The sequence below is a fragment of the Ralstonia mannitolilytica genome (assembly GCF_000954135.1).
GTDB lineage: Bacteria > Pseudomonadota > Gammaproteobacteria > Burkholderiales > Burkholderiaceae > Ralstonia > Ralstonia mannitolilytica.
Genome location: NZ_CP010799.1, coordinates 172,083 through 196,835 on the forward strand (window position 1 = coordinate 172,083; position 24,753 = coordinate 196,835).

Sequence of the window (24,753 nt, forward strand, 5' to 3'; positions counted from 1 at the left end):
ACTTGTTGCGTTGCTGACGCGGGGGTCAACATCGCCAATATGGAATGTAGTTGGGGTTGTGCTTAGTTTGTATCAGGCACAAGGCAGACCCAGCCGGAAACATACCGGTTATAGGATCAAGCCGCACGGGCAATTAGTACTGGTTAGCTGAACGCATTACTGCGCTTCCACACCCAGCCTATCAACGTCCTGGTCTCGAACGACCCTTCAGGGAGATCAAGTCTCCAGGGAATCCTCATCTTCAGGCAAGTTTCCCGCTTAGATGCTTTCAGCGGTTATCTCTTCCGTACATAGCTACCCTGCGATGCCTCTGGCGAGACAACAGGTACACCAGCGGTACGTCCACTCCGGTCCTCTCGTACTAGGAGCAGCCCCCGTCAAGATTCCAACGCCCACGGCAGATAGGGACCAAACTGTCTCACGACGTTTTAAACCCAGCTCACGTACCTCTTTAAATGGCGAACAGCCATACCCTTGGGACCGGCTACAGCCCCAGGATGAGATGAGCCGACATCGAGGTGCCAAACACCGCCGTCGATATGAACTCTTGGGCGGTATCAGCCTGTTATCCCCAGAGTACCTTTTATCCGTTGAGCGATGGCCCTTCCATACAGAACCACCGGATCACTATGTCCTGCTTTCGCACCTGCTCGACTTGTCGGTCTCGCAGTTAAGCACGCTTTTGCCATTGCACTTTAGGTACGATGTCCGACCGTACCAAGCGTACCTTCGAACTCCTCCGTTACACTTTGGGAGGAGACCGCCCCAGTCAAACTGCCTACCATGCACTGTCCCCGACCCGGATTCACGGGCCAAGGTTAGAACCTCAAACAAACCAGGGTGGTATTTCAAGGACGGCTCCACCGAAACTAGCGTCCCGGTTTCAAAGCCTCCCACCTATCCTACACAGATCGGTTCAAAGTCCAATGCAAAGCTACAGTAAAGGTTCATGGGGTCTTTCCGTCTAGCCGCGGGGAGATTGCATCATCACAAACACTTCAACTTCGCTGAGTCTCGGGAGGAGACAGTGTGGCCATCGTTACGCCATTCGTGCAGGTCGGAACTTACCCGACAAGGAATTTCGCTACCTTAGGACCGTTATAGTTACGGCCGCCGTTTACCGGGACTTCAATCAAGAGCTTGCACCCCATCATTTAATCTTCCGGCACCGGGCAGGCGTCACACCCTATACGTCCACTTTCGTGTTTGCAGAGTGCTGTGTTTTTATTAAACAGTCGCAGCCACCATTTTATTGCAACCCCTTCATCCTTCTGGCGCGAGCCAGTCAAACTACAAGGGCGTACCTTATCCCGAAGTTACGGTACCAATTTGCCGAGTTCCTTCTCCCGAGTTCTCTCAAGCGCCTTAGAATACTCATCTCGCCCACCTGTGTCGGTTTGCGGTACGGTCTCGTATGACTGAAGCTTAGAGGCTTTTCTTGGAACCACTTCCAATTGCTTCGCGACCTAAAGTCGCTCGCCCCACACCCTTGAATCACGCACCCGGATTTGCCTAAGTGCCATCTCCAATGCAGGGACCGGGACATCCAACACCCGGACAACCTTCCGCGATCCGTCCCCCCATCGCATCATACGACGGTGCAGGAATATTAACCTGCTTCCCATCAGCTACGCATCTCTGCCTCGCCTTAGGGGCCGACTCACCCTACGCCGATGAACGTTGCGTAGGAAACCTTGGGCTTACGGCGAGGGGGCCTTTCACCCCCTTTATCGCTACTCATGTCAGCATTCGCACTTCTGATACCTCCAGCATCCTTTACAAGACACCTTCACAGGCTTACAGAACGCTCTCCTACCATGCACTTACGTGCATCCGCAGCTTCGGTATATGGCTTAGCCCCGTTACATCTTCCGCGCAGGACGACTCGATCAGTGAGCTATTACGCTTTCTTTAAAGGGTGGCTGCTTCTAAGCCAACCTCCTGACTGTTTTAGCCTTCCCACTTCGTTTCCCACTTAGCCATATTTAGGGACCTTAGCTGGCGGTCTGGGTTGTTTCCCTCTTGACACCGGACGTTAGCACCCGATGTCTGTCTCCCGTGATTGCACTCTTCGGTATTCGGAGTTTGCTATGGCGGGGTAATCAGCAATAGACCCCCCAACCATGACAGTGCTCTACCCCCGAAGGTGAGACACGAGGCACTACCTAAATAGTTTTCGGAGAGAACCAGCTATTTCCAAGTTTGTTTAGCCTTTCACCCCTATCCACAGCTCATCCCCTAACTTTTCAACGTTAGTGGGTTCGGTCCTCCAGTACGTGTTACCGCACCTTCAACCTGGCCATGGATAGATCACTTGGTTTCGGGTCTACACCCAGCGACTGAACGCCCTATTCGGACTCGCTTTCGCTACGCCTTCCCTAATCGGTTAAGCTTGCCACTGAATGTAAGTCGCTGACCCATTATACAAAAGGTACGCCGTCACCCGTTTCCAGGCTCCGACTGTTTGTATGCATGCGGTTTCAGGATCTATTTCACTCCCCTCCCGGGGTTCTTTTCGCCTTTCCCTCACGGTACTGGTTCACTATCGGTCGATCACGAGTATTTAGCCTTGGAGGATGGTCCCCCCATCTTCAGACAGGATTTCACGTGTCCCGCCCTACTTGTCGTACACCTAGTTCCACAATACTGTTTTCGCATACGGGGCTATCACCCACTATGGCCGGACTTTCCATTCCGTTCTGCTAACAATACTGCTAAAGAGTACAAGGCTGATCCCATTTCGCTCGCCACTACTTTGGGAATCTCGGTTGATTTCTGTTCCTGCAGCTACTTAGATGTTTCAGTTCACTGCGTTCGCTTCTGTTACCTATGTATTCAGTAAAAGATGACCCATACGGGCCGGGTTTCCCCATTCGGACATCTGCGGATCAAAGCTTGTTTGCCAGCTCCCCGCAGCTTTTCGCAGGCTACTACGTCCTTCATCGCCTGTGATCGCCAAGGCATCCACCACATGCACTTATTCGCTTGACCCTATAACGAGTATGTCTCGCTATAGGCTGAGTTCTCGCGTTGTGCCGTATTCCAAGACAATCTTTCGATTGCTCTGGTAATACTGGTTGATACAATCACAACCCAGTGTCGCGTTTTGACTGTGCGCCTCATCAACGCACCGCGACACCTTTACTACATTCCATATTGTTAAAGAACAGCCGAACTTTTACGCTCGTCTTGGCTAGGCCAAACGCAAACACCATCGACATCACCGCGTCGATGCTTGCGTTTGGCTACCACAAGGTATTGGTGGAGGATGACGGGATCGAACCGACGACCCCCTGCTTGCAAAGCAGGTGCTCTCCCAGCTGAGCTAATCCCCCAGTCACGGCAGAGACTTCCACCGTCCGTAACTTGGTGGGTCTGGTAGGACTTGAACCTACGACCCCCGCCTTATCAAGACGGTGCTCTAACCACCTGAGCTACAGACCCTTGGCTGTAACATCAAACAAACCGATAAGTGTGGACGCCTAACTAGGATGCACGCTCTTAAAGGAGGTGATCCAGCCGCACCTTCCGATACGGCTACCTTGTTACGACTTCACCCCAGTCATGAACCCTACCGTGGTAATCGCCCTCCTTGCGGTTAGGCTAACTACTTCTGGTAAAGCCCACTCCCATGGTGTGACGGGCGGTGTGTACAAGACCCGGGAACGTATTCACCGCGGCATGCTGATCCGCGATTACTAGCGATTCCAGCTTCACGTAGTCGAGTTGCAGACTACGATCCGGACTACGATGCATTTTCTGGGATTAGCTCCACCTCGCGGCTTGGCAACCCTCTGTATGCACCATTGTATGACGTGTGAAGCCCTACCCATAAGGGCCATGAGGACTTGACGTCATCCCCACCTTCCTCCGGTTTGTCACCGGCAGTCTCTCTAGAGTGCCCTTTCGTAGCAACTAGAGACAAGGGTTGCGCTCGTTGCGGGACTTAACCCAACATCTCACGACACGAGCTGACGACAGCCATGCAGCACCTGTGTCCACTTTCTCTTTCGAGCACCTAATGCATCTCTGCTTCGTTAGTGGCATGTCAAGGGTAGGTAAGGTTTTTCGCGTTGCATCGAATTAATCCACATCATCCACCGCTTGTGCGGGTCCCCGTCAATTCCTTTGAGTTTTAATCTTGCGACCGTACTCCCCAGGCGGTCAACTTCACGCGTTAGCTACGTTACTAAGGAAATGAATCCCCAACAACTAGTTGACATCGTTTAGGGCGTGGACTACCAGGGTATCTAATCCTGTTTGCTCCCCACGCTTTCGTGCATGAGCGTCAGTGTTATCCCAGGAGGCTGCCTTCGCCATCGGTATTCCTCCACATCTCTACGCATTTCACTGCTACACGTGGAATTCTACCTCCCTCTGACACACTCTAGCCGTGCAGTCACCAATGCAATTCCCAGGTTAAGCCCGGGGATTTCACATCGGTCTTGCACAACCGCCTGCGCACGCTTTACGCCCAGTAATTCCGATTAACGCTTGGACCCTACGTATTACCGCGGCTGCTGGCACGTAGTTAGCCGGTCCTTATTCTTCCGGTACCGTCATCAACTCCGGGTATTAACCAGAGCCATTTCTTTCCGGACAAAAGTGCTTTACAACCCGAAGGCCTTCTTCACACACGCGGCATTGCTGGATCAGGCTTTCGCCCATTGTCCAAAATTCCCCACTGCTGCCTCCCGTAGGAGTCTGGGCCGTGTCTCAGTCCCAGTGTGGCTGATCGTCCTCTCAGACCAGCTACTGATCGTCGCCTTGGTAGGCCTTTACCCCACCAACTAGCTAATCAGACATCGGCCGCTCCTATAGCATGAGGCCTTGCGGTCCCCCACTTTCACCCTCAGGTCGTATGCGGTATTAGCTAATCTTTCGACTAGTTATCCCCCACTACAGGGCACGTTCCGATGTATTACTCACCCGTTCGCCACTCGCCGGCAGGAAAGCAAGCTTTCCCCCGCTGCCGTTCGACTTGCATGTGTAAGGCATGCCGCCAGCGTTCAATCTGAGCCAGGATCAAACTCTTCAGTTCAATCTGCTGTTTCGCTCTTTACGAGCGGTCGCTCACTCTCAGAATCTGACTTGAACTTTCGTTCAAACCTTACTTCTGTGCGAGCACTTCATAACTTGTAAGCTAACGAACTCGCGTTCGTCGCATCCGTCATCAAGCGCCCACACTTATCGGCTGTTTGCTTGTTAAAGAACTTCGCGATCAACTTTGTTTATCGCGTCGCTGCGTTGTCTGCAGCAGAGAAACGAGATTATGCAGAGCTTTTTCGTCGCTGTCAACAACTTGCTGAAGAAATTTTTTCGTTCAACTCGCCGCTAACCTCTTCGCGACATCCAGCCGGTCAACAACTTCAACCACCCGGAAACCCGCACCACTCCTACTTCTCCACCGCTTCACACGCCCCGCCGTCGCTTTCGTTTCGGCGCTGCGTCGTGCAGCGAGGGGCGAATATTAGGGGGGTTTTCCGAACTCTGCAAGCCCTTTCTTTCTGTGGGGTCTTTCCGCACTTTTTTGCCGGCCTACGGCGCCCGGTGATCGCGCACCCAACGTAGTAACTTGGCGGCGCGTTTGCGGGCGGCAGCGGCGCGCTTGTGAAAGGTGCTCACTATGGAGGCGGGCGGCGCGGCCCTCACCAACCGCGCCACGCGCCCGAGGGCAACTTCAGCGTCGTGAACTTCGCCCAAGGCATCCTGCAGCTTACGCAACTGCGCGCGATAGCGCTTGGGCGCGCAAACGCCCAGTGCGGGATAAAACGCCTCATAGAGATAGCGCCACTGCTTGGCTGCAATCCGGGCGCGGTGCAGGCGCGGCGCCGAGGCCCGCTTTGGCCGGCGACCGCGGCGGATCAGCTTCTTTCTTAGCGCCGAAGCGCGCGACCGGGCGAAACGCGGTTGGGAACCGGCCCCGCCGTCCCGCTTGAACGCAGCCACCGCGCACTCGAGGTCCACCAGCGCCTGCGGCACATCCGGGGCGGCAAGCTCAGCCCGCAGCGACTCCCAATCCCGGCGACGGGCCTCCCGGGATTTCCGCTCGGCCTCGTCCAGCCATGCTCGGGCGGCCTCATCGTCAGCGGCCAGACCATGCCGGGCGGCGGGCAGCCAGTCGGAGAGCAGCACATCCCATTCGCGCACGGGGCCGGTCGATGCGGCCAGCGCGCGCAGACGGGGCTTCCACTGGGTCATGAAGCGGCACGGCAGCACCGGGCCGAAGGTCACCCACGCCGAGCGAAGCCGCCTCAGCGTGACGCGAAACTGGTGCAGGTCCTCGTCCGTGGGGTTCGGCGCGGCGAGCCGGGACAGGGTGCCGCGCAACGAAGCGACGTGCTCATCGACGATGTGGGCGAAGATCGGACGAATTGCCGCATGTGAGTGCTTGCTCACGGTACGTCTGCCTGGGTGGACGCAACGACAGGACAGGCCGCACCGCAGGGTGCGCGCCTTGTCATTCCACTGTAGTCGACCGGGCAAAAACTGGGGACGGGCGATGCTGAGTCAGCGCGCCTCGCTGGCGACGACGACGTCGACTTCTGCGGCGCGGAAGACTTCGGCCATCGGTTCGGGCACCGGCACGTCGGTGAAGAACTTGTCGATCTGCGAGACGTGGCCGAGGCGGACCACGGCGCGCCTGCCAAACTTGGAGTGGTCGGCGGCAAGCCAGACTTCGCGCGACTGCTCGATGATGGCTTGGGCAACGCGCACTTCGCGGTAATCGTAGTCGAGCAGCGTGCCGTCTTCGTCGATGCTGGAGACGCCGATGATGCCGATGTCGACGCGGAACTGCTTCATGAAATCGATCGTGGCCTCGCCGACGATGCCGCGGTCGCGGTTGCGCACGAGGCCGCCGGCGACGATGACCTCCGCATCCGGGCTGCCCGAGAGGATGGACGCCACATTCAGGTTGTTGGTGATGACACGCAGGCCTTTGCGGCCGACCAGTGCCTTGGAGATCTCTTCCGTGGTCGTGCCGATGTTGATGATGAGCGAGCGGCCGGGCTCGACATGGCGCGCAACGACATCGGCGATGCGGCGCTTGGCCTCGATGTGCAGCACCTGGCGCTGGTCGTAGTCGATGTTTTCGACCGAAGACGGCAGACCGACACCGCCGTGGTAGCGCGCAAGCAGGCGCTCGTCTTCGAGCTGGCGGATGTCGCGGCGGATGGTCTGCGTGGTGACGCCAAGCACGCGGGCGAGCGTCTCGACGGAGGCATCGCCGTGCTGGCGGACGTATTCGAGGATCTGGCGGTGTCGCGGAAGCATCAAGTCACGAAATGAACACAAACGAACATATGTGAGCGGATTAGGCGATTCCCTATGTTGCTTTATTTTCGCCCTTCACTAAACTATCCGCCAACGCGTCACTATTCGCAAGGAAAGGCGCGAAAATCAACAGATTCCAACCCATGCAACTCACTGACGCGTCGCATCTGGACTGTGATCTGCTGGTGGTCGGAGGCGGCATCAACGGGGTCGGCATTGCGCGCGATGCCGTGGGCCGTGGGCTTTCGGTGGTCCTGTGCGAAAAGGACGATCTGGCTCAGCACACCTCTTCGGCTTCCACCAAGCTGATTCACGGGGGGCTGCGTTACCTCGAATATTACGAATTCAGCCTGGTGCGCAAGGCGCTGCAGGAGCGCGAGGTGCTGCTGCGCATGGCGCCGCACATCATGTGGCCGCTGCGGTTCGTGATGCCGCACGACGCGGCGCAGCGCCCGGCGTGGATGATCCGCGCGGGCCTCTTCTTATATGACCATCTCGCGCGACGGCGTTTTCTGCCCGGCTCGGAGTCGATCAGGCTTGGGCAGCATCCGGCGGGCAAGCCGCTCAAGCCCGGTTACACGCGCGGTTTCGTCTATTCCGATGGCTGGGTGGACGACGCCCGCCTCGTCGTGCTGAACGCGCGGGACGCCGCAGACCGCGGCGCGCACATCCTCACGCGCACGCGCTGCCTGAATGCCGAGCGGCGCGCCAACGGCTGGCATGCGTCTCTGGCGGGGCCGGAGGGCATCCGCTCGGTGCGCGCCAAGGCGATCGTCAACGCGGCGGGGCCTTGGGCGGCGGAGTTCGCCCGCTCGGCGCACGCCTTGCCCAGCACGCGCGGCCTGCGCCTGATCAAGGGCAGCCACATCGTCGTGCGGCGGATGTTCGACCACCCGTTCGCCTATATCTTTCAGAACCCCGACGGGCGGATCGTCTTTGCGATCCCGTACCAGAACGACTTCACGCTGATCGGCACGACGGACCTGGAATACAAGGGCCCGCTGGACCAGGTCGCCATCGATGCCGATGAAATCCAATACCTGTGCGAGATGGCCAACCGCTATTTCCAGCAGCAACTGACACCGGCCGACGTGGTCTGGACGTACTCGGGTGTGCGACCGCTGCTCGATGACAGCGCCGCCAACGCGTCAGCCATCACGCGCGACTACCTCGTCGAATGCGAGACCGGCGCCGACGGCAGCAGCGCTCCGCTCATCAACGTGTGGGGCGGCAAGATCACCACTTACCGCAAGCTGGCCGAGGAGGCGCTGGACCAACTGGCGCCGCACCTGCCAGCCGCCGGCAATCCGTCGTGGACCGCCACGGCCTCGCTGCCGGGCGGCGACCTGGAAGCGCCAGGGCAGCTGGTGGCCGAGTACACCTTCACGGACTTCGTGACGCGCTTGCAGAAACGTTTGCCATGGCTGCCCATGCAGCTGGCCACGCGCTATGCACACCAGTACGGAACGCGCGTGAACACGCTGCTGGCGGGCGCCACGCGGCTCGAAGAGCTGGGCACGGAAGTCACGCCGGGCCTGTATGAAGCGGAAATCCGGTACCTGATCGAACACGAATGGGCCCGCACGGCGCAGGACATCCTGTGGCGGCGGACGAAACTCGGGCTGCACGCCGGCGAAGCCGACCGCAGCCGCCTGGAAGGCTGGTTGGCGCGGCATCTGCCGGAAAGCGACGCCGCGCCGGTCGCGCAACGGACGCCCTGAAGCCGCGGGGCCGGGGCGCCCGACGCAAGCAACCAAGAAATCAAAGCAGTAAGACGGGAGACATCAATTGATTCTGGAACTGGACCAGGTCACGGCTGTGGTCGGGGCACAGACCCATCTGTACCCGACCAGCCTGCGGCTGGCACCCGGCGCGATCAACGTGCTGCTCGGGCCGACGCAGGCTGGCAAGACCACGCTGATGCGCATCATGGCCGGACTGGACCGGCCAACCACCGGCCGCGTCCTCGTGGACGGCCAGGACGTGACCGGCGTGGGCGTACGCGATCGCAATCTGGCGATGGTGTACCAGCAATTCATCAACTACCCGGCGATGACGGTGTACGACAACATCGCCTCGCCGCTGCGCCTGCAGGGCATCAACAAGGGCGAGATCGATACGCGCGTGCGTGCCGTCGCCTCCAAGCTCCACATCGACCACCTGCTGCAGCGCCTGCCGGCCGAGCTGTCGGGCGGGCAGCAGCAGCGTTGCGCGCTGGCGCGGGCGCTCGTCAAGCGGGCGCCGCTGGTGCTCCTGGACGAACCGCTCGTCAATCTCGATTACAAGCTGCGCGAAGAACTGCGGGCCGAGCTGGCCTCGCTCTTTGCCGACGGTGGCACAACGGTGGTGTACGCCACCACCGAGCCGCAGGAGGCGCTGCTCCTGGGCGGCCACACCATCGTCATGCACGAGGGCCGTGTGCTGCAGGACGGCCCGACGCTGGAGATGTACGAGGTGCCGGTCTCCGTGGATGCCGCCGCGATCTTCAACGACCCGCCGATGAACGTGCTGGACGCCACCGTGGCCGAAGGCAACCACATCCGCTTGCCGCAAGGCATCGATGTGCGCTGGACGCGCCCGCTGCCGATGCCGGCCGGCGCGCGCTGCCGTATCGGCCTGCGTCCGAGCCACATCCGCCTGTCGCCGCGCAACGGTGGCGCGGTCGCCCTGCCGGGCACGGTGGAACTGGCCGAGCTGTCGGGGTCCGAGACGTATCTGCACGTACGGGCGCAGGCCGTCGGCCAGTCGAACACCATCGGCCTGGTCGCGCAGTTGCCGGGGGTGCATCAGTTCGAACTGGGCGCGGCGCTGGATGTGTTTGTCGATCCGGCCGAACTGTTCCTGTTCGACGAAGCGGGCAAGCTGGTGAGCGCGCCCAAGCAGGGAGGTGCCCATGGCGCGCATTGAATTCCGCAACCTGGGGCACAGCTACCGCCCCAATCCGCAAAGCCTGTCGGACTACGCGCTGCAGCCGATGAACATGACGTGGCGCGACGGCGGTGCCTATGCACTGCTCGGCCCGTCGGGCTGCGGCAAGTCCACGCTGCTGAACATCATCTCGGGGCTGCTGACGCCGTCCGAAGGCCAGGTGCTCTTCGACGACCGCGACGTCACGCACGCCAGTCCGCGCGAGCGCAACATCGCGCAGGTGTTCCAGTTCCCAGTCATCTACGACACGATGACCGTGTTCGACAACCTCGCCTTCCCGCTGCGCAATCGCAAGACGCCGGAAGCCGAAGTGAAGAAGCGCGTGGAGGAAGTGGCCGAGATCCTCGAGCTGCAGCACGCGCTCAAGCGCCGCGCCTCCGGTCTGGCGGCCGACGCCAAGCAGAAGATTTCGCTGGGCCGCGGCCTGGTGCGCAAGGACGTGGCGGCCATCCTGTTCGACGAGCCGCTCACCGTCATCGATCCGCACCTGAAGTGGCAACTGCGTCGCCAGCTCAAGAAGATTCACCAGCAGCTCAAGCTCACGCTGATCTACGTGACGCACGACCAGGTGGAAGCGCTGACCTTTGCCGACGAGGTGGTCGTCATGACTGAAGGCAAAGTCGTGCAGCAAGGCGGGCCGGAAGCCCTGTTCGAGCGGCCGGACCATACCTTCGTCGGCTACTTCATCGGCAGCCCGGGCATGAACCTCTACCCGGTGACGGTGGATGGCGATGTGCTTGCGCTGGGGGACCAGCGCCTGTCCGTGAGCACCGGCACGCTCGCCGCGCTCAAGAGCGCCAACGGCGCGCTGAAGCTCGGCATCCGCCCGGAGTTCGTCCAGCTGGCCGCGCCGGGTGAAGTGGGCGCCGTGGCCGCCAGCGTGCACCAGGTGCAGCAGCTCGGTACGCACCAGCTGCTGACCGCAAGCCTCGGCGAGGCCGGTGGCCTGCCCGTCAAGGCGAAGCTGCCGAACGAAGTGAGCGTGACCGAATCGCGCGTGTGGCTGCGCCTGGATGCGCCGCAGACGCTGTACTACTGCAACGACGAGAGGATCGGCCGATGAACAAGCCGCTCAACAACAAGGCGTGGTTCCTGATCCTGCCGGTGTTCCTGTGCGTGGCGTTCTCCGCCATCCTGCCGCTGATGACGGTGGTGAACTACTCGGTGCAGGACATCATCAGCCCCGAGCAGCACGTGTTCGTGGGCGTCGACTGGTTCCGCCAGATCCTGCGTGACGGCGACCTGCAGGACGCCCTCACCCGCCAGCTGATCTTCTCGCTGTGCGTGCTGGCGGTGGAGATTCCGCTGGGCATCGGCCTGGCGCTGTCGATGCCGTCCAAAGGCTGGAAGGCGTCGGCCGCGCTGGTGGTGCTCGCCATGCCGCTGCTGATTCCCTGGAACGTGGTCGGAACGATCTGGCAGATCTTCGGGCGCTCCGATATCGGCCTGGCCGGTTACTGGCTCAACCAGATGGGCATCGACTACAACTACACGGCAAACGCGTTCGACGCGTGGATCACCGTGCTCATCATGGACGTGTGGCACTGGACGCCGCTGGTGGCGCTGCTGGCCTATGCCGGCCTGCGGTCGATTCCGGATGCGTTCTACCAGGCCGCCGAGATTGACGGCGCCAGCCGCCTGGCCGTGTTCCGCTACATCCAGCTGCCGAAGATGCGCGGCGTGCTGATGATCGGCGTGCTGCTGCGCTTCATGGACAGCTTCATGATCTACACCGAGCCGTTTGTCCTGACCGGCGGCGGCCCCGGCAATGCCACGACGTTCCTGTCGCAGTACCTGACGCAGAAGGCGGTTGGTCAGTTCGACCTGGGCCCGGCGGCGGCATTCTCGATCGTGTACTTCCTCATCATCCTGCTGTTCTGCTTCGTCCTCTACAACTGGATGCAGCGCATGGGCAGCGCCAGCACGGCCGTGGGAGACGACCATGCCTAAGCAGAACAACAACAACAACGAGCACAAGCGCAAGATCGCCCGGGCGATCACGCTGGCGGTGTACGTGGCGTTTGCCGTGCTGCCGCTGTACTGGATGTTGAGCATGTCGCTCAAGACCAACGAGGAGACGCTGGCCGGCTTCTCGATCTGGCCGAAGCTCGTCACGTTCGACAACTACAAGATCATCTTCACCGACCCGTCGTGGTACTGGGGCTACATCAACTCCATCATCTACGTGACGATGAACACGGTGCTCTCGACCGTGGTGGCGCTGCCGGCGGCCTACGCCTTCTCGCGCTACCGCTTCCTGGGCGACAAGCACATGTTCTTCTGGCTGCTGACGAACCGCATGACGCCGCCCGCGGTGTTCCTGCTGCCGTTCTTCCAGCTGTATTCGAAGGTCGGCCTGATGGACACGCACCTGGGCGTGGCGCTGGCGCACATGCTGTTCAACGTGCCGCTGGCGGTGTGGATTCTCGAAGGCTTCATGTCGGGCATCCCGCGCGAGATCGACGAGACGGCCTACATCGACGGCTACAGCTTCCCCAAGTTCTTCCTGAAGATCTTCCTGCCGCTCATCAAGGCCGGCGTGGGCGTGACGGCGTTCTTCTGCTTCATGTTCAGCTGGGTGGAGCTGTTGCTCGCGCGCACGCTCACCTCGGTCGACGCCAAACCCATCACCGCGGTGATGACGCGCACGGTGTCGGCCTCGGGCATGGACTGGGGCGTGCTGGCCGCAGCCGGTGTGCTGACGATCATCCCCGGTGCGCTGGTGATCTGGTTTGTGCGCAACTACATCGCGAAGGGCTTCGCGATGGGCCGCGTGTAATTCGCTTTGGGAGACAAGGACATGTTCAGCTGGATGGCCTGGACGCCCGAGGTGGCGATCTTCTTCGGCTGCATCGCGTTGATGCTGGCCAGCATGACGGTATGGGAGGTGGTCCGGCCGACCGTGGAGCGCAAGGGGTTCCTGCCCATTGCCACCACGCGCGGCGACCGCCTCTTCATCGGGTTGCTGACTGCCGCCTACATCAATCTGGCGTGGGTCGGACTGACGTCGGAGGGCACCACGCCCTGGGGCGGTTTCGTCGCCTCGATGGTGGTGCTGGTTCTGATCATGTGGCGCGGCTGAGGGCCGCACGAGCTTAGAGGGCAGTCTCGATTTCGCAAGTCCGGAAGTGTCGGCAGAATGCCGCGCTTCCACGCCCGCATTGACGGTCGGGCACACGCATTCCACCACGCTCCCCGCGTCGGAATGTCGGATGTTTTCGCTGCGGGGAGAACAAAAGCACGAGGAGATACCGATGAAAACATCCTGGCGCATGACGCTACAGATCAGTGCCATTGCACTGGCGAGTGCCTTGGCAGTCGGCGCGGCCCATGCCGGTGAAGCCGAGGCCAAGAAATGGATCAGCAGCGAATTCCAGCCCAGCACGCTGTCGCAAGACAAGCAGATGGCGGAAATGAAGTGGTTCATCGACGCCGCCGCCAAGCTCAAGGCCAAGGGCGTCACCGAGATCCACGTCGTGTCGGAAACGCTCGACACGCACGCCTACGAATCGAAGACGCTGGCCAAGGCCTTCGAAGAGATCACCGGCATCAAGGTCAAGCACGACATCATGCAGGAAGGCGATGTCGTCGAAAAACTGCAGACCTCGATGCAATCCGGCAAGAGCATCTACGACGGCTGGATCTCCGACTCCGACCTGATCGGCACGCACTACCGCTACGGCGTGATCATGCCGCTGACCGATTTCATGGCCGGCGAAGGCAAGGAATTCACCAACCCGGGCCTGGACCTGAAGGACTTCATCGGCACGAGCTTCACCACCGCGCCGGACGGCAAGCTGTACCAGTTGCCTGACCAGCAGTTCGCCAACCTGTACTGGTTCCGCGCCGACTGGTTCGCCCGCAAGGACCTGCAGGACAAGTTCAAGGCCAAGTACGGCTACGACCTGGGCGTGCCCGTCAACTGGACGGCCTATGAAGACATCGCCAACTTCTTCACCAACGACGTGAAGGAGCTGGACGGCAAGCGCGTCTACGGCCACATGGATTACGGCAAGAAGGATCCGTCGCTTGGCTGGCGCTTCACCGACGCCTGGCTGTCGATGGCCGGCTCCGCCGACAAGGGCATCCCGAACGGCCTGCCGGTCGACGAATGGGGCATCCGCGTCGACGAGAAGGACAAGTGCACGCCGGTGGGCGCATCGGTCTCGCGCGGCGGCGCCACCAACAGCCCGGCCGCCGTGTACGCCCTCACCAAGTACATCGACTGGATGAAGAAGTACGCCCCGCCCGAGGCGACCGGCATGACCTTCAACGAAGCCGGCCCGGTGCCCGCACAAGGCCACATCGCCCAGCAGGTGTTCTGGTACAGCGCCTTCACAGCGCCGATGACCAAGCCGGGCCCGGTCGTGAACGCCGACGGCTCGCCGAAGTGGCGCATGGCCCCGTCGCCGCACGGCCCGTACTGGAAGGACGGCATGCAGAACGGCTACCAGGACGTCGGCTCGTGGACGTTCTTCAAGTCCACCCCGTTCGAGCGCCGCGCGGCCGCGTGGCTGTACGCGCAGTTCGTCACGTCGAAGACCGTGTCGCTCAAGAAGTCCATCACCGGCCTCACGTTCATTCGTGACTCCGATATCCACAGCGACTACTTCACCAAGAACGCGGCCAAGTACGGCGGCCTGATCGAGTTCTACCGCAGCCCGGCCCGCGTGGCCTGGACGCCGACCGGCAACAACGTGCCCGACTATCCGAAGCTGGCACAGCTGTGGTGGAAGAACGTCGCCACGGCCGTCACGGGCGAGAAGACGCCGCAGGCGGCGATGGACAACCTCGCCAAGGAAATGGACCAGGTGATGTCCCGCCTGCAGCGCGCCGGCATGAAGAACTGCGCGCCCAAGCTGAACCCGGAGGGCGATCCGAACAAGTGGCTGTCGACCGAACACGCCCCGTGGAAGAAGCTCGACAACGAGCGTCCGAAGGGTGAGACGGTGGCCTACGACAAGCTGCTCGCAGCCTGGAAGGCCGGCAAGGTGCGTTAATTCGCATGCCCGCCGGTCGACCAACCATCGGCCGGCGGGCTACCATGCCTGCTTCCGTTTTACCCACCGCCGGACAGGTTCACTCCGGCCCGGCGGTCACCTGAATCTGCCTTATGGAATACCTCCTCGCGCTCGACCAGGGCACATCCAGCTCACGCGCCATCGTCTTCAACCGCGCCGGCCAGATCGTCGCCAGTGCCCAGCAGGAGTTTCCGCAGCATTTCCCGCAGCCCGGCTGGGTCGAGCATGACCCGTTCGACATCTGGAACAGCCAGCTCGCCACCTGCCGCGCCGCACTCGAACAAGCCAAGCTGTCCGCCGCCGACATGGCCGCGCTCGGCATCACCAACCAGCGCGAAACCACCATGGTGTGGGAACGCGCCACGGGCAAACCGATCTTCAACGCCATCGTCTGGCAGGACCGCCGCACCGAAGCCATCTGCGAGCGCCTGCGCGCCGAGGGCCTGGAAGACGAGGTGCGCAAGCGCACCGGGCTGATCATCGACCCGTATTTTTCGGCCACCAAGCTGCGCTGGATTCTCGATCACGTGGATGGCGCCCGCGAGCGCGCCGCGCGTGGCGAACTCGCCTTCGGCACCATCGACAGCTGGCTCGTCTGGCAACTCACGCGCGGTCGCCTGCACGTGACCGACGTATCGAACGCTTCGCGCACGATGCTGTGGAACATCCACACCGGCGAATGGGATGCGGACCTGATGCGCGCGCTCGACATTCACCCGAGCCTGTTGCCCGAGGTGCATCCGTCCGCGTATCAATTTGGGCAGACCGATGCCGACTGGCTCGGCGCCTCGCTCACCATTGGCGGCATTGCCGGCGACCAGCAATCTGCGTTGTTCGGTCAGGCTTGCTTCAAGCCCGGCATGGCCAAGAACACCTACGGCACCGGCTGCTTCATGCTGCTCAACACCGGCGACAAGGCGGTCCAATCGCACAACGGCCTCATCAGCACGGCCGCCTGCCAGAGCGGCACGACGCGCAGCTACGCGCTCGAAGGGAGCGTCTTCGTGGGCGGTGCGGTCGTGCAGTGGCTGCGCGACGGCCTGCGCGCCATCCAGCGTTCGGCAGACGTCGAAGGCCTGGCCGCCTCGGTGCCGGATTCGGGCGGCGTGGTGTTCGTGCCGTCGTTCACGGGGCTGGGTGCGCCGTACTGGGATCCCACCGCGCAGGGCGCCATCGTTGGCCTGTCACGCGGCACGACGATCGGCCACATCGCCCGAGCCGCACTGGAGTCGATTGCCTTCCAGAGCACCGCGCTGTTGCAGGCCATGACGCGCGACGCCGTCTCCACCATCTCGGAATTGCGCGTGGACGGCGGCGCCTCGGCCAACAACCTGCTGCTGCAGTTCCAGGCGGACCTGCTCGGCATTCCTGTCGTGCGTCCGGAGATCATCGAGACCACGGCGCTCGGCGCGGCCTACCTGGCCGGCATCGCCACGGGCTTCTATCGCGATGAAGCGGAAGTCGCGCAGCAATGGCGCGCCTCCCGCACGTTCCACCCCGTCATCAGCCGCGACGAGGCCGCGCACCGCATCGCCCAATGGGAAATGGCCGTCGCCCAGGTCCGCCTGCCGACCACGCGCGGCCACTGACGCCGACGTCGACGTGCCACGCAAGAAAAAAAAGGCGGCCCGAGGGTCGCCTTTCTTCATGGTGCCGCGAGCGGCTTACTTGCCTTCGCTGTTCGGCGTCTGGGCAGGGCCGCCCTGCTCCTTCATGGCTTCCTTGCGCTCGGCGCGGGCCTCCTTCCGCTGGGCCTTGCGGTTGGCCTTGGCGGCCTTCTTTTCTTCCTTGTAGGCGGCCTTGGCGTCGGCCTTGCGCGCCTTGTATTCGTCATTCGCGGCCTTGTCCTCGATGCGCTTCTGCACCAGCGGGTCGGGTGAGGACGTGGCCGGACCCTGGCCGCCCGGCGCGGTCTGCACGGTGCCGGTCGTCTGCGGGGAAGTCTGCGGTGCCGGCGTCATCTGGGCGAAAGCCGCCGACGCAGCCAGGGCGGCCGCCATGGCAAGCGCGGTTTTCAGTGTGGTCTTGGTCGGGCGCAGTTCCATCATGGTTGGGCTCCTTTCTTTTTACACGGTCATGGGAAGGTCTGACCGCATCGGTGGCGCGTAAGGCACACCGGAAGCGGTCTCGACGCGCTTCAAAGCGCACGCGCCGGGTGTTGCAATACACAACACCCTCAGTGCCGCAAGAAGCGCTCCCGGCCATCGACTACACTGCGCGCTGACATTCCTGCCACCGCCGCACCGTGCCTGAACCCACGTCTGATTTCACCCTGCTCGACCCACCCGCGGACGCCCTGCCGCTGGACGCCGGTGTTGCTGCCGACCACGTTGCCCGCGTACAGCGCTGGCTCGAAGACGCCGTCATCGGCCTGAACCTCTGCCCCTTCGCCAAGGCCGTGCACGTCAAGCAGCAGGTCCGCTACGTCGTGAGCCGCGCCACCTTGGACGGCGACGTGCTCGACCACCTGCGCGCCGAAGCCGAGCTGCTGCGCACCACCCCCGCCGCACAGATCGACACCACGCTGCTCATTGTCCCCGCGCTGGCGGATTTCCTGGACTTCCACACCCTCACCGAGCGCGCCGAAACCCTGCTCGCCAAGGCCGGCTACGAAGGCGAACTGCAACTGGCCAGCTTCCACCCCGATTTCGTCTTCGCCGACGCCGCACCGGACGACATCGCCAACGCCACCAACCGCGCGCCGGCCCCCATCCTGCATCTGCTGCGCGAAGACAGCATCGCCCGCGCCGCCGCGGCCGTCCCCGATGCAGCCGACATCTACGAACGCAATATCGCGACGATGGAACGGCTGGGCCCCGAAGGCTGGGCAGAAATGGCAAAGAAGTTCGGCAAGATACCGCCCCGCGACTAACCAACTGACCAAAGGCAGCGACGGTCTGGCCGTTGATGCCCTAGATGGCGCCTTGAATTTCTGTTGCAGGGAGGAAAAAGGAAGGGAAACTGTCTGAGCGAAGCGAGTTTTTCCCTTCCCCTCCCTGCGACATAAATTCAAGGAATCCTTCGCCATCTCGGGCGCGCCTTTCTTTGCTTACTTTCTTTGGCAAGACAAAGAAAGTGAGTCGCCCCCGGCAGGGGGTGAAACAAGGGATAGACCGGCACCAGCCATAAAAGCCGACGCCCCAAGAAACGACGCTCACACGCCTCGATCCACCGGCGGCGTCCACTGATACGCCCAAGTCTCAGACAGCAACCGCTCCCCCGACTGCAACGTCAGCGACAACTCAATCGGCGCATTGCTCGCATCCGGCACCACATCGAGGGGTAATCGTACTTTTCGTGCAAAATCTGGCGGTTTCCCCACAAGGCCTTTATTCATAAGGCTCCCAGGTCTTTGTCGACAATTGTCTGCTGTCCTCAAGTGACTTCAGGAGTACGATGTTCGCCCGCGATTTCGGATCGCGCCACCTTGATGGGGGCTGAAGATGCCGGGCTTGGAATTTCGCTATGTGGGAAAGGACTCCTTGCCCACGCGGTTGTCAGAGTTCGACGTCGACCGCTACTTCGCGCTGACCGAGAGCGATATCTTCGCGATCAACCAGAAATTCCGGCGTGACGGCCGCGCAGGAGCCGCCATCCAACTGGTCTTTCTTCGCGCCAGCGGTCATACCCTCGACCAACTCAACACCCTTCCCCGGCAGTTGCTGCGCTATGTCGGCGCAAGGCTGGGGGTGTCGACGCCAACCATTGCTTCGCTGCGCACCATTTATCAGCGATACAAGACCCTTTACGAACATCAGGTTTGGGCATGCGACTACCTTGGCCTGACGCGGCTTGATGGCGACCAGTGGACTGGGCTGGAAGCCTGGATGCGGCAGGATGCCGCCGAATCGCTGACGATCGATGAGTTGCTCCAGCACGCTCACTTCTGGCTGTATGAGCGACGGATTCTGATCCCTTCTACCCGCGCACTGCTGGATATTGCCCGCTCCATTTGGGCCGGCATCGAGCGCGAATTGCTGGCCATGATTGAGGCGGTTGTTCCGCTAACGCAGATCGCACAGGCCGAAGCGGCTGTGTTCGTTCAGCATGCAACATCGGGTACGACCATACTCGAATGGCTCAAGACCCCACCAGCCCGGCACAGCCCGTCAACCATGACCGAGACGCTGGACAAGATCCGCTTCCTGAAGGATCTCGGCGCACATACCTGGGCATTCGATGCTGTCCCCATCGAAAAACAGCGCGCCTACGGCCAGCGCATCCAGGCTCGCCGCCCCGCCAAAGTCCGCGAACTGAAAACCTCCACGCGCACGATCGAACTGGTGTTCTTCCTGCGTGTGACCCTGCTGGAGCTGACGGATGCGATGGCCTACCAATCCGGGCGGCGCGTTTCCGACCTGGTCCGCCGGGCTTACAACAAGACCACGGCCAAGCAAGTGCGCTCGGCGGTTGAATACCGGCAGCAGTTGGTCGACATCAAAGCGCTGGTTGACGATACCCGTCGTTCAGCGGAAGACCGGCTGGCCGACATCGGCAAGTTGCTGGAGGGCTTCTCGACCAAACCACCCGCGAGCCACGCGGCCAGTGTGCGAGAGACGCTCACCGAAGACCCACACCGTATCCGCAATCTCCTGACTGCTCTGCGCGGCTTGGAGTTTGCCAGCAACGGCGCCGATCCTGCTGTGCAGCAGCTAGAGTTCGTCGGCAGATTGCATGATCGAGGGGCGACGGAGTTGCCGCCCGACTGCCAGGTGCCAGTCAGTGCCAGTTGGCGCGACTTGGTTAACAGCGAAGACCGTCAGCGCGCGATGCGCGCCATGGAAGCCAGCGCGATGCTGGGCTTGCGCCGAGGGCTGCGCCGCGGCACGGTGTGGATCAACCACAGCCTGTCGTTCCGTGAGCGCGATCAGTTGCTGATCCCACCTGCGCAGTGGGATGCCGAACGTGACCGGTATCTGTCCTCGCTCGGCTTGCCGAGCCAAGCGGACACCTATCTCAACCGGCTGACGGACCACCTGAAAGCGAGTCTCGCCGCACTGAACGAGGCCCGCGAAGCCGGCCACTTCACCATTGATGCAAATGGCGTGCTCCATCAGTCGCCGCTCGAAGCGGCGGACACGGACGGCATACCCACGCGCACCCGTGATCTGCTGTTCAAGGACATCGGCAACGCGCAGTTTGCCGACATGATCCTGGAGATGGATGCGCGTACCAATTTCAGTGAAGTGCTGCTGGCCCGCAAGGCCAGAGACTCGCAAGAACTGATCGCGCTCTACGCAGGGCTCATTGCCCACGGCACCGAACTGGATGCCAAGGGTGTGGCGGCCATGATCCCGCAACTGGACCCCGCTCACGTCTCAACCGCGATGCGCGCCCTGGAGATGCCTGGGCGGCTGCGCCGTGCGAACGAGCGGGTGGTGGAATTCCAGCGCACGCACCCGATCACCGAGCTGTGGGGAACGGGGCAACTGGCGTCGAGCGATTCGATGAGCCTGGATACCTCACCCCACCTGTTCTACGCTCGCGCCGACCCACGCCGCCGCACCCATGCTGTCGGGATCTATACGCACGTGCTGGACCAGCACGGGATCGTCTACAACCAGCCCATGGTGCTCAACGAGCGCCAGACTGGCGTTGCGATCGAAGGCGTGATGCGCCACAACGAGACCCGCGCCGACGGCGGGTTGCTCCGTCTTGCCGTGGATACCCATGGATACACGAACGTGGGGATGGCGGTAGCCAAGTTGCTCGGCTTCGATCTGTGTCCCTGGCTGCGCAATCTGTCGGAGCGCAAGCTGTACCTGCCGCGCGGCCTGCAGGTGCCAGACGGTTTGGAGGGTGCCGTCTCGCTCGACATCTCGCCCAAGGCGATCCGTGAAGGCTGGGATGGTTTGCTGCGCCTGGTGGCCTCCATTCACTCTGGGCGCGTGAGCGCAATCGTGGCGCTGCAGCGATTTGGCAGTGCTGCCCAGGGCGACCCGATCCACCGGGCAGCCGATCACCTCGGCAAGCTGTTGCGCACGCTGTTCCTGTGCGATTTCTTCAGCAACAGCGAGTTTCGGCGGGAGCTGCGCACGCTGCTCAACCGTGGCGAATCGGTACACCAGCTCCAGCGGGCCATCTACTCCAGCAAAGTCCAGCACGATCGTGGGCGGCGTCAGGACGAGATGATGGCGATTTCCGGATCGCTCACGCTGCTGACGAATCTGGTGATCGGCTGGAACACGCAACGGATGCAAGTCACAGTCGACGCATGGCGCGGTAAGGGGCAACGCGTCGACGATGACTGGCTCCGACGCATGGGGCCGGCACACTTCGCACATGTGAATTTCCGGGGCATTCTGAGCTTCCCGATCCACCAGTACCAGGACGCATTGTTGGAGGCGGCACCTCGGCGACGCGCAAGCCAAGCGTGACGGACAACTTGGTGCGGGTGCGGCGTCACGTCTCATGCGCCCTAGTCAACCCCAATCGTGCCCGTTAGCGGGTCATGCAAGGTCGCTTCGCCAAAGCAATTGAAGAGGTCCGCTTGATCGAACCTGTCAGCCTGCAATGCCCGGCGGCGGTGCGACCGACAGCGCTGCTTCGATCCGATGCTGTGCAAAGGGGTCGGCCGCGTCGATATAGCGCATGGCCGAGCGTACGTCCTTCCAGCCGACGTACTCCATCAGCATCTTGAGATCCCACTGGTTCGAATTCGCCCAGGTTGCAAAGCCGCGTCGCAGCGAGTGACTGCTGTAGCGGTCCGATTGCGGCAGTCCCGCGCGATGGAGCAGCGCGCGCAACAAAGGCACGATGCTGCTGGCCTGCAGTCCATCGGTGGCGATTCGGCTCCAGCGGTCAATCCTGCGGAACACCGGGCCCTCAGTCAGGCCGGACGCCGCCAGCCAGGCCTCGTAGGCGGCGACTGGGCACAAGCGCGACAACGTGGGCGCCTTGTGGGTCGTGCCGACATGGTTGCGATCCGTCTTGGTGCGCGGCAGGAAAATCGTCATGCCCCGGCCGGGCTCCACCGTGATGTGCTCGATCTGCAGCCGACTCAGTTCGTCCGACCGGAAGCCCCGCCAGAAGCCGATCAGCACCAGCGCCTTGTTGCGGGTATGCACCTGGAGTTGATGGGCGTTGCCCTCAGACGAGGCGGCGATCTGCGTATCCAGCCAGGCAACCATTTGCTCCAACTGGGCGAGCTGCAACGGCTTGGCACGCCGCTCCTGCGCTGGGTGCAGTGCCTGAATGCCCTTGAGCACCTTGCGGACATGCGGTGCTCGGGTGGGATCGGGAAAGCCCTGCGCAACATGCCATTGCGCGATCGCAGCCAACCGTTGGCGCAGTGTATTGATGGAGAGCACCTGCGCGTGCTCGGCCAGATAGCGCGCGATGCTGTCAGCGCTGGCCGGCAGGAAGCCACCCCATTCCCGCTCGAAATGACGGATGGCGGACTGATAGCTGCGCCGCGTGTGATCGCGGGTCGCAGCCTGCAAATACCTGTCGATATCCGCCATTGAACTGTCAAATACAGGTGGGGACTACGCTTTGCTCGATGCCTTCTGCGATCGTAGGTTATACGCGATGCTGAGCGCAATAATGAACAAGATCGCCACTTGTGCGATTACCGTCTGCACGGAGGGATAAATGCCGAGCATGTCGATGCGTGGCATCGAAATCGGCGTGATGTGCAGGAAGCCGACTTTCTGCAGTGCAGCGACCCCTTTTCCGATCAGCACCACCGCCAGGACAGCAACCAAGGCCGAACTGAAGGCAAAGAATTGGCGGATCGGCAGGCGCGCGGAGGAGCGCAGCAGAACGACGGCGATGACCGCCAGGATCGCAATCCCCGAACCCAAGCCGGCCAGCAGGTAGATGCCGTTCCCTTCGCTCCACAGCGCGGCGTAGAACAGCACGGTCTCAAACACCTCGCGATACACCGTCACGAACGACAGCACGAACAGCATGATCGCCGAGCGCTTGTTCAGCGCGGAGGACAGCTTCTGCTTCACGTAGGCCTGCCAGCGGCCGGCCAGGCTCTTCTGGTGCATCCACATGCCCACGCCGAGCAGGACCACGGCCGCAAAGATTGCCGAGAAGCCTTCGGTCATCTCGCGGCTGGCACCGCTCAGGTCCACCAGGTAGGTAGCGACGGCCCAGGTCAGCCCACCGGCGGCCAGCGCAACAATCCAGCCCGCATGGACGTACGGCAGCACGTCGGTGCGTTCGGCCTTCTTCAGGAAGGCCATCATGGCGACCACGACGAGCAGCGCTTCCAGGCCTTCACGCAGAAGGATCGTCAAGGCGCCCAGGAACGTAGAGAGCGGATCGTTAGTGCCACCCAGTGCATCCTGGGCTTCAGTCAGCATCGTCTGCAGATGCTGCGCGATGTCCCGTACCTGCTCGGCCTGACCGGTAGTGATCGCGTTGCGATACAGGCCCATCGTTTTTTCGATGTCCTGGAACAGTGCCTGGTTCTTGGCGGCCAAGGCGGGTTCAACCGGCTCGAAGCCATCGAGGTAGGCGGAAAGCGCTAGGCGTGAGGCAGTTGCCTTATCGCCCTGGCCGAAGGCGGCCACGCTTTCTTTCAGTTTGTCCTTGGCGATCGCGAGACTGTCTGTATTGGAGGCGCTCAGCACGTCCGGCGCGCTTCTCAAATACGCCGTCAATTGCCGTGCCGCATCCGGGCTGACTGTCTTGGCGAGCGACGCCTCGGGTGTCTGGCTGAGCTTGGCGAGTGTGGGCACTGCGCTATGCAGCTCCGGGCGGGACGCCCACAGTTTGGCGCCGGCTTGCCGATCCGCATCGGAATACGACAAGGTCGACGCGAAATAAGCCAGCGCCCAGCGATCGTCGTCAGTGAGCTGCGCGAAACTGGGCATGGAGGTGCCCTCAACACCGCGCGTGATGATCTGCTGGAGCGCGAAGACGCTGCGCTCCTGGGCCCGCTGATGGTCGGCCAGGGCAATGGGCGGCGGGCTTAGTTTGGCGGCCAGCGGGCCATCTGCGTGTCCGGAGCTGCCGTGGCAGGACGCGCACTGGCTTTGATACAGCGTGGCCCCGTGCTTGAGGTCCGGCACCTTGCTGGGCGCCATCGGCACCGGATAGGCGGCCAGCAAGCTGTCCGCGAGCTTATGTGCCTGTTCACCGACGACGGTGGGTGCGGCTTTGTCGGCGATGAGCGTGCGCAATGCCCCTGCATCCTTGAGCAAGGCTTGCGTCTGCGGCCCCGCCGGCAACTCGGCAATCTGACGTTCCGCCGCATGCGCAAACTCCTGCATTTCGGCGTACTCGTCGGCATTGGCCACCTGGCCGTCCTTGACGGAGCGACCATAATCGACCGCCAGATAGTCGAGCAACTGCCAGACTTGCTTGGTCTTGTCTTGGGTGGACAGCGTGTCGGCGTACGCGCTTGAGACCGATGTCAGCAGGTAAAACAGGATGAGGGAGACGACGCGCTGCAGTTGCATGAAGAGCCTACCGGCGAAGCGGGAGAAATGGCTTTAAATGAGAATGATTGTAATTCATGTTTCGCGACGCGGATATCGCGCTGACCGAAAAACAAGCGGCCGAGGTGCGGTCA

General features: G+C 61.9%; 15 protein-coding genes, 2 tRNA genes and 2 rRNA genes. 10 read left to right on the forward strand and 9 right to left on the reverse strand.

The window, feature by feature from the left end; genetic code table 11:
• Positions 1–112 precede the first annotated feature (112 nt).
• The 6 genes from TK49_RS00890 to TK49_RS00915 form a co-directional block, all read right to left on the reverse strand.
• Positions 113–2,991: ribosomal RNA gene (locus TK49_RS00890) — 23S ribosomal RNA — on the reverse strand.
• A 268-nt stretch (positions 2,992–3,259) separates the two neighbouring features.
• Positions 3,260–3,335 (reverse strand) — tRNA-Ala (locus TK49_RS00895).
• A gap of 32 nt (positions 3,336–3,367) precedes the next feature.
• Positions 3,368–3,444, reverse strand: a tRNA-Ile gene (locus TK49_RS00900).
• 59 nt (positions 3,445–3,503) lie between these two features.
• Positions 3,504–5,041: ribosomal RNA gene (locus TK49_RS00905) — 16S ribosomal RNA — on the reverse strand.
• Together the 16S and 23S rRNA genes with 2 tRNA genes alongside form the textbook arrangement of a ribosomal RNA operon.
• A 497-nt stretch (positions 5,042–5,538) precedes the next feature.
• Positions 5,539–6,399 (reverse strand): CHAD domain-containing protein, encoded by an 861-nt coding sequence (locus tag TK49_RS00910; protein ID WP_045785073.1) that lies wholly within the window; start codon positions 6,397–6,399, stop codon positions 5,539–5,541.
• A 111-nt stretch (positions 6,400–6,510) separates the two neighbouring features.
• On the reverse strand, positions 6,511–7,275 hold the full coding sequence (locus tag TK49_RS00915; protein ID WP_045785074.1) for a DeoR/GlpR family DNA-binding transcription regulator: 765 nt from the start codon (positions 7,273–7,275) through the stop codon (positions 6,511–6,513).
• A 143-nt stretch (positions 7,276–7,418) separates the two neighbouring features.
• Between TK49_RS00915 and glpD the strand changes: the two genes are divergently transcribed.
• The 8 genes from glpD to glpK all read left to right on the forward strand — a co-directional run bounded on the left by glpD (position 7,419) and on the right by glpK (position 16,813).
• Positions 7,419–8,996, forward strand: a complete 1,578-nt coding sequence (gene glpD, locus TK49_RS00920; protein ID WP_045785075.1) for a glycerol-3-phosphate dehydrogenase — start codon at positions 7,419–7,421, stop codon at positions 8,994–8,996.
• Positions 8,997–9,063: 67 nt separating this feature from the next.
• On the forward strand, positions 9,064–10,182 hold the full coding sequence (locus TK49_RS00925) for an ABC transporter ATP-binding protein (protein WP_045785076.1): 1,119 nt from the start codon (positions 9,064–9,066) through the stop codon (positions 10,180–10,182).
• Positions 10,169–11,266 (forward strand): ABC transporter ATP-binding protein, encoded by a 1,098-nt coding sequence (locus TK49_RS00930; protein ID WP_045785077.1) that lies wholly within the window; start codon positions 10,169–10,171, stop codon positions 11,264–11,266. The genes TK49_RS00925 and TK49_RS00930 overlap by 14 nt, the downstream gene beginning before the upstream one ends.
• The gene (locus TK49_RS00935; RefSeq protein ID WP_045785078.1) at positions 11,263–12,153 is read left to right on the forward strand and encodes a carbohydrate ABC transporter permease; all 891 of its coding nucleotides are present in this window, start codon (positions 11,263–11,265) and stop codon (positions 12,151–12,153) included. Before TK49_RS00930 ends, TK49_RS00935 begins: the two co-directional genes overlap by 4 nt.
• Complete coding sequence (locus tag TK49_RS00940; RefSeq protein ID WP_045785079.1) at positions 12,146–12,982, forward strand: carbohydrate ABC transporter permease; 837 nt, start codon at positions 12,146–12,148, stop codon at positions 12,980–12,982. Before TK49_RS00935 ends, TK49_RS00940 begins: the two co-directional genes overlap by 8 nt.
• Positions 12,983–13,003: 21 nt before the next feature.
• Positions 13,004–13,285: a DUF2160 domain-containing protein gene (locus TK49_RS00945; protein WP_045785080.1), complete on the forward strand. Its 282-nt coding sequence runs from the start codon at positions 13,004–13,006 to the stop codon at positions 13,283–13,285.
• 172 nt (positions 13,286–13,457) lie between these two features.
• A complete protein-coding gene (locus tag TK49_RS00950) occupies positions 13,458–15,203 on the forward strand; it encodes an ABC transporter substrate-binding protein (protein WP_045785081.1) in 1,746 nt (581 codons plus the stop codon).
• 113 nt (positions 15,204–15,316) lie between these two features.
• Positions 15,317–16,813 (forward strand): glycerol kinase GlpK, encoded by a 1,497-nt coding sequence (gene glpK / locus TK49_RS00955; RefSeq protein WP_045785082.1) that lies wholly within the window; start codon positions 15,317–15,319, stop codon positions 16,811–16,813.
• A gap of 75 nt (positions 16,814–16,888) precedes the next feature.
• On the opposite strand, the gene TK49_RS00960 is transcribed toward glpK, so the two are convergent.
• Positions 16,889–17,272, reverse strand: a complete 384-nt coding sequence (locus tag TK49_RS00960; RefSeq protein WP_045785083.1) for a hypothetical protein — start codon at positions 17,270–17,272, stop codon at positions 16,889–16,891.
• A 197-nt stretch (positions 17,273–17,469) separates the two neighbouring features.
• On the opposite strand from TK49_RS00960, the gene TK49_RS00965 reads away from it, so the two are divergent.
• Both TK49_RS00965 and TK49_RS00970 read left to right on the forward strand, forming a co-directional pair.
• Complete coding sequence (locus TK49_RS00965) at positions 17,470–18,096, forward strand: DUF1415 domain-containing protein (protein WP_045785084.1); 627 nt, start codon at positions 17,470–17,472, stop codon at positions 18,094–18,096.
• A gap of 571 nt (positions 18,097–18,667) precedes the next feature.
• Positions 18,668–21,601, forward strand: a complete 2,934-nt coding sequence (locus tag TK49_RS00970) for a Tn3 family transposase (protein ID WP_024979352.1) — start codon at positions 18,668–18,670, stop codon at positions 21,599–21,601.
• 126 nt (positions 21,602–21,727) lie between these two features.
• Here the strand turns inward: TK49_RS00970 and TK49_RS00975 are convergent, their stop codons facing one another.
• Both TK49_RS00975 and TK49_RS00980 read right to left on the reverse strand, forming a co-directional pair.
• The gene (locus TK49_RS00975) at positions 21,728–22,687 is read right to left on the reverse strand and encodes a site-specific integrase (RefSeq protein WP_045220193.1); all 960 of its coding nucleotides are present in this window, start codon (positions 22,685–22,687) and stop codon (positions 21,728–21,730) included.
• A gap of 24 nt (positions 22,688–22,711) precedes the next feature.
• The gene (locus tag TK49_RS00980) at positions 22,712–24,640 is read right to left on the reverse strand and encodes a cytochrome c/FTR1 family iron permease (protein WP_024979354.1); all 1,929 of its coding nucleotides are present in this window, start codon (positions 24,638–24,640) and stop codon (positions 22,712–22,714) included.
• Between the last annotated feature and the right edge of the window lie 113 nt (positions 24,641–24,753).